This window comes from Mesorhizobium sp. M7D.F.Ca.US.004.03.1.1 (assembly GCF_003998635.1).
Lineage (GTDB): Bacteria > Pseudomonadota > Alphaproteobacteria > Rhizobiales > Rhizobiaceae > Mesorhizobium > Mesorhizobium loti.
The window spans coordinates 1-5,775 of sequence record NZ_RZQG01000350.1; the positions used below are offsets into that span (position 1 = coordinate 1).

A 5,775-nucleotide genomic window follows, 5' to 3' on the forward strand; every position below is an offset into this window, starting at 1 on the left:
CATGAGCACCACCGCGATCACGCCAACCCCCGTCCCCCCGGGCCGCCGCGTCAAGCGCTTCATGGCCGACCGGCCGCTGATCCCGCTGATCATCCTGCTCGTCATCCTGGTGGTGATCCTGCAGATCCTGCGCCCCGGCATCGTCAACGAGCGCTGGATCGCCAACACCATCAAATTCGCCATTCCGCTGGCGATCCTCGCCGGTTGCCAGACCATGACCATGCTGACCGGCGGCATCGACCTGTCGGTCGGCACGGTGGCGACGATGAGCGCCTTCATCATGGCGACGCAAGTCGTCAACCAGGACCCGGCGGTGGCTTTCCTCTTGGCGATGATGCCGGCGGTGCTGATCGGCCTCGTCAACGGCATCGGCGTCGGCGTCTTCCGCGTCCACCCGCTGATCATGACGCTGGGCACCAGCCTGATCGGCACCGGCTGCCTGCAGGTCTACCAGCGCACGGTGATTGCCTCGGGCGCGAAAATCCCCGACTTCCTCGCCTGGCTCGGCACCGGCGTCACCTACGGCTTCCCCAACGCCCTGCTGCTGTTCGTGCCCCTGGCCGCCCTCATCGTCTTCACGCTGGCCCGCACCGGCTTCGGCCGCCTGCTCTACGCCGTCGGCGACAATGAGCGCGCAACGCGGCTGTCAGGCGTGCAATACTGGCAGGTCATAACAGCGCTCTATGTGATCTCCAGCATGCTCGCCGGCATCACCGGCCTGCTCTATATCGGCCTGATCAAGGCGCCATCGCTGTCGCTCGCCGAACCCCTGGTGCTGCCCTCGGTGGCCGCCGCCGTGATCGGCGGCACCTCCATCTTCGGCGGCCGCGGCGGCTACACCGGCACCATCATCGGCGCCCTGATCCTGACCGTGCTGACGACGCTGCTAACGATTTTGCAGATGCCGGAGGGGGCGAGGCGGATACTGTTCGGGCTGATCGTGCTGTTCGTGACGGCGGCTTATTTGCGGATTGTGGAGGAGCGGTAGGGGCGAGGAACGCTACGTGGAAGCCTCCGTAACGGTTGCCTGGCTTGGCCAGCCTAGATCATCTCGACGACATGGCCGGCTACCAGATATCCAACAATAGGTCCCACTGCCGATCAGCATCGTATCTGTTCGCATCATCCCGGTCATCCGTTGGAGCCCACGCACCGAAGAAATCATCAACAAGGCCATCTGTGGCCAAGTCGGCAAGAGTAGCCGGGCCCTTGTACTTGCGCACAAAATATCCCACACGGCTGTAATCCTCGTCATCGACGAATGATTGAGTCTTCATATCGTACTGCATCGTGTGCCACATGTCGTCCAGTTCAAGCAGTTTGAATTTCTTATTTGGATTGTGCTTCGCGACGCAGCTTTCCAAACAGGAAAGATTGATCTGCGCCAGTTCCGTCAACAGCCTCGCAATCCCTATCGCCTCGCCGATACACACCAGACCGTCACCAAACACCGCAAGACCGGTCGCTGGAAATCGATAAGAAAATAAGTCACGTTGTTCCTTTGCCGCCCAAAGCCTTGGCTTGAGTGTATCCTCGTGTCGCTGGCCCAGTCGTTTGAGTTTGTCAGCAGTTACGTTCAGGATGTTGCTGTGAGTCATTTCGATGGTCTTCTCTCCGCGCCAATCAAGGCACGGGAGGGTGAACAAGAATGATCGGCAGCAATTCAAGATCGTGTAGTAGCCGAGGTACGGTAGCGCTACCTGCAGGTTCCGATCCTCAGCATATTCTGCGGAGTTGGCAAGCACGGTTGCCCCAAGGACGAATTTGAGAGCAAGATAGCTGCGGATAAACCACTCGGTGTTTCGGGCATCATCAAAACCACGCGCAACCGGATCAAAGAGGTCTCGCGTGCGCTGGATGTATCTGTCGATCTCTACACCTGAGCAGCGCTCAGGCAGCTCCCTGTAGCTATAGGCTAGGTCGGATCCAGTCAGCGAAACGATTGTCTCAGAATCCACAATTCCCCCTCTTCAATTCCGAACCACAACCCTGCGCTATCAAAGGAAGGCGCGCCATCCCAGCCACTGCAACCATGAGCTTCATATCGCAATGATCGCGCTGACTTCAGCTAACAGAAGCGGCGAGAGGCCAAGGCTGCTAGGTGGTCGGGTCCTTAGCCATTGAAGGGCGGCTGCAATGTCGAGATCCTTCCGCGCGGAAAGCTCGTTGAGCTTCATCGCGGTGACACGTGATAGCCCGAGCGCGATGAAGCTGATCATTGTTTTGTCGGATGCTCCGACTTCTAAATAGAGAGGAAGCGACGGTATGCTCGCTACGAGGTCAATCATTCCTGCGTTGTCGAGCGCGTATACCAGGAGAGCGTTGTAGCAGCCAAACAAGCGAACCGCCTGAAACCGAATTTCGGTCTCGATCAGATCGAGCGTATTGCGAATAATAGTCTGCGGAGCCTTTTTGGCGTCGCGTTTTATTTGTTCGTCGATGATCTGCGGAAGGGGCAATCCTCGCATCCATTTGAGCGCCATAAGAGCATGAAAACGATGTAAGCCTTTCGACGTGTCGATCCCAAGAATGATCTCATGACACAGCTCAAGAATACCCGCGTATGACTGGAAGGCTTCGCTTTCACGCGGGTGCCGCGGAATGAGAGTCTTCGCTGCATCGACGCCCTGGCCAACAGTCACCATGAGACGGGCAAATAGCCGCTGCTGCTTGTGCGCCGAAATGTTGGGCGTGCGGCGCAATATCTCGGCCGGAATGGACACCATGGCTTCGGCCGCGATTAGTGCCGCTGACAAGGCCTGGGCCTCAGGACCGTCTGCATCAACGCCAATTCGTGCAAATGTAGTGGATAGTTCGCCGCGCTTGTGGTCAGAATAGAGGCGACCGAAGGCCGTCTCAAGATCAGGCTGATCTCTCAGGCCGGCTGCCACCTGATCAATAATAACAGTGACAAGCTGTGCCTCATGCTCCCTCACGCTGGTCTCGATGGCCGGAACGACGATAGAATCCTTCGGACCATCCAAAGGTTTCTTCTTCCAATTGGCGTAGTCGATGAGAAAGATGTTGCCTTGGAATTCGCGGCGCAGCCGACCGGCACGGCCGGAGAGGTTCCAGAAATCGGTGGATTCAAGCGCGTTGGTACGTCCTTTCTCGGGCGCGTACATGAAAATGTTCTTGGCAGGCAGATTGACGCCCTGAAGAAGCGTACTGGTGCATACTAGATAGTCGATGCAACCGGAAGAAACAGCGGCTTCCACGGCTCGGCGAAGCTGCGTCGGGATGTTCGAATAGTGAAAAGCAATTCCCCGCTTAACGCATTCCACGAGGACATAATTCGGGTGAACCGCCTCCTTGGCAAGTTCGGCCAAAGCTAGCTGTTCTGTGGTGGGCTCCCGATCGGAGAAGAGATCCGCCAGCTGAATCGCTATCTTCTCTGCCTCTGCGGCGCCATTGGCGTAAACGATATTCGATTGGCCGAGCCCAAACCGAGCGGCAACGTGCACCAGCTTCTCCACGCGGCTCGCAATCGTTTGATTTAGCTGGAGACTGATCACTTCGACAGGTGCTGCAGACCCGTCGCCGATGGTATGGATAACTATTCGGCCCTTAGTGGCAGAGTCGATTTTTAAGGTAAGAAAGTTCTGCGCGACTGTGGGCTCGACCGACATAAATTCAACCACGTTTGGCAGGCCGAATAGTCGTGCAAAGACACCAAGGTTTCGAATGCTGGGGCTAGCAAAAAGTATCTGAGTCTCGGGATTGCGAGCCAGCAAGTCGTCAATGACCCACTGAAGAAGAACCCCGCGAGCTCCATCTGCGATGGAGTGAGCCTCGTCGACCACGACCACATGCATATTGAAATCGGGATGGGCCGCAAGCGCAAGTTGGATGCGCTCTTGTGTCATGACGTAAATCGCCCGAGTTGGAAGCGCCGTTTCCGCGTCAATCGGGATCGTGACGATATCCGGAACCTGGCCAGCGAAACCTTGGAATTGAGTGGCGAGATCTTCTGCTACCTGGCCGATGAGCGCACGTGTAGGCACTAGGTACACAACGGATTGGGGTCGGTCAGCAGCGAAGAGCGACGATAGGTAATTTTGTAGAACGTAGGATTTTCCGGCCGACGTGGGTGCGGCCAGTGCAATCCGTTTTCTGGCTACAAGGCTGGTCCATAGATCGTGCTGAAAATCAGTGAGATAGATCTTCTGCTGATTGACGGCTATTTCGCGCCCGTCGGGCGGAGGCAATCTCTTCGGCGGCTAGAGTCAGTGGCAGTGACGCTTGGGCATGGGCAACTTCCGACCGCGTACTGAACGACGGAAAATTCCCAAGCCGCGCAAGGACAACACGAAGCGCCTGGTCCAACGGGAGTGTCGATGCGCCAAAAAGTTCATACGTGCAGGTCGCCACGCGGAATGCGGCCTTGCGGTGCCGCTGGTCGCTCGAGCATGCGAGAATCGCAGCAGCGCGGACTAGCTTGCTTGCTTCCTCTGCGGTGACGATGATCTCCTTGGCACCGAGTTCCTTGCGCAGCCACGCTAGTTCGATGCGGCGTGAAGCCTCGTGAAAGTTCGCGTTACTCCAAACCTTCTCGATTAGCTCCATGGTCATGATTTCCAGCCGATCTTGGCCTGAAACAGATCACGCAATTCCTGGACCGAAGGCACTGGGAAGAAGAAAATCTCTATGGGACGGTTGACCAGATTCGCCGCCTTGATGGTCTGCGCCAGCTTGGGTGCCAAATCCTTCAACTTCGCTTCTGCGAGTTTTACGAACTCAGCGTCGGTCTTCTCGGGTTGTGTCGACGCCAGTGCTTGAAAGGCGTCAAAATTGAAACCAAGCAGACAGGTCGTCACGTCATGGCGTTCATTGTAAGCATCGTCGTAAGGGTCAAGATATTTGAGGATGGCCGATTTGCTTGCGTCATCCAGGCCGGAAAAATCGATATTCCGCTGCACAAGCTCAATCTCGTGCTGCATTTTAGCGGGCTCCAACGCCTCTGTGATTGATGAAATTGCTGCGGCTATCGCGTCGCCGACGTCCGAATAGAGTTTCGACTCTCCCCAATATAAGAGCAGCCGTGATTGCTCGGCAGAATAACGCACATGGATACCATCCGAACCATGGACGGGCATCTCTCGGTTGGTCTTTAGGGACATTTTTGCAACCAACTGCGGCGCGTCCAAAACCCACTCAGTCAATAGGTACAGGAGCAGCTCGCCGGCTTCGCCATTACGGTTGGTGGCTTCATTGGCGCGTTTGAAGAGCGCCTTTGCGGATTCCGAAAGCTGCGAGATCTTAAATTTAAAATCGTCCACGCTCACTTTGCCGTAGAGGTCGTCGACGGCCTTAACGTCGGATCGCGGCAGCGCGAAGGATGTTAGAAAATGAACGACGGCATCTACGAGTTCGTGGATGGTAGCCTTTCCCTGTCGGAACGCCGGAAAATGCAGTCGCAGGACTACACCTTCACATTCGCACTGGATGGTATGTTCGAGTGCCCGAAGGCGCGGTAATAATTTCGAGTAATCACGCCGCAGACCTGCAAGAGCGACCTCCAAATCCAAAGCCTCATACTCTGCATTCTCGATTGCCGTCACGTTGTCCTGCAAATCAATCTAGTGAATTCACGCACGTTGGGGCTTTGTTAATATCAAATGCAAGTGGTCGAGACCAATTTAATGGTGCACAGGATCAAGATCCTGCTGTGTCACGACGACAACACAGGTTTTGCAGAATGGATGCTTTGTTGGCTCAAGCGTAATCCAATTACGGCGACAGTGCACTCCCTCGTCGCCTTTCTCGGCCCCTCAC

At 56.2% G+C, this 5,775-nt stretch carries 5 protein-coding genes; 1 reads left to right on the forward strand and 4 read right to left on the reverse strand.

Annotated features, from left to right (window positions below):
• Position 1 precedes the first annotated feature (1 nt).
• Positions 2-988 carry an ABC transporter permease gene (locus tag EN935_RS19440; RefSeq protein ID WP_127373535.1) on the forward strand — a complete coding sequence of 329 codons (987 nt, stop codon included), beginning with the start codon at positions 2-4 and terminating at the stop codon, positions 986-988.
• A 79-nt stretch (positions 989-1,067) separates the two neighbouring features.
• On the opposite strand, the gene EN935_RS42160 is transcribed toward EN935_RS19440, so the two are convergent.
• The 4 genes from EN935_RS42160 to EN935_RS19460 all read right to left on the reverse strand — a co-directional run bounded on the left by EN935_RS42160 (position 1,068) and on the right by EN935_RS19460 (position 5,561).
• On the reverse strand, positions 1,068-1,958 hold the full coding sequence (locus EN935_RS42160; protein WP_245469042.1) for a hypothetical protein: 891 nt from the start codon (positions 1,956-1,958) through the stop codon (positions 1,068-1,070).
• An 81-nt stretch (positions 1,959-2,039) separates the two neighbouring features.
• Positions 2,040-4,208 (reverse strand): DEAD/DEAH box helicase, encoded by a 2,169-nt coding sequence (locus tag EN935_RS19450; protein WP_127373536.1) that lies wholly within the window; start codon positions 4,206-4,208, stop codon positions 2,040-2,042.
• Positions 4,150-4,572: a hypothetical protein gene (locus EN935_RS19455; protein ID WP_127266114.1), complete on the reverse strand. Its 423-nt coding sequence runs from the start codon at positions 4,570-4,572 to the stop codon at positions 4,150-4,152. The genes EN935_RS19450 and EN935_RS19455 overlap by 59 nt, the downstream gene beginning before the upstream one ends.
• Entirely contained in the window at positions 4,569-5,561 is a 993-nt protein-coding gene (locus tag EN935_RS19460; protein ID WP_245469054.1) for a DUF1837 domain-containing protein, read from the reverse strand. The genes EN935_RS19455 and EN935_RS19460 overlap by 4 nt, the downstream gene beginning before the upstream one ends.
• Between the last annotated feature and the right edge of the window lie 214 nt (positions 5,562-5,775).

Excerpts from the sequence above, each read along its gene's own strand:
- EN935_RS19440 (WP_127373535.1), top strand. The coding sequence starts at position 2 with ATGAGCACCACCGCGATCACGCCAACCCCCGTCCCCCCGGGCCGCCGC.
- EN935_RS19455 (WP_127266114.1), bottom strand. The coding sequence starts at position 4,572 with ATGACCATGGAGCTAATCGAGAAGGTTTGGAGTAACGCGAACTTTCAC.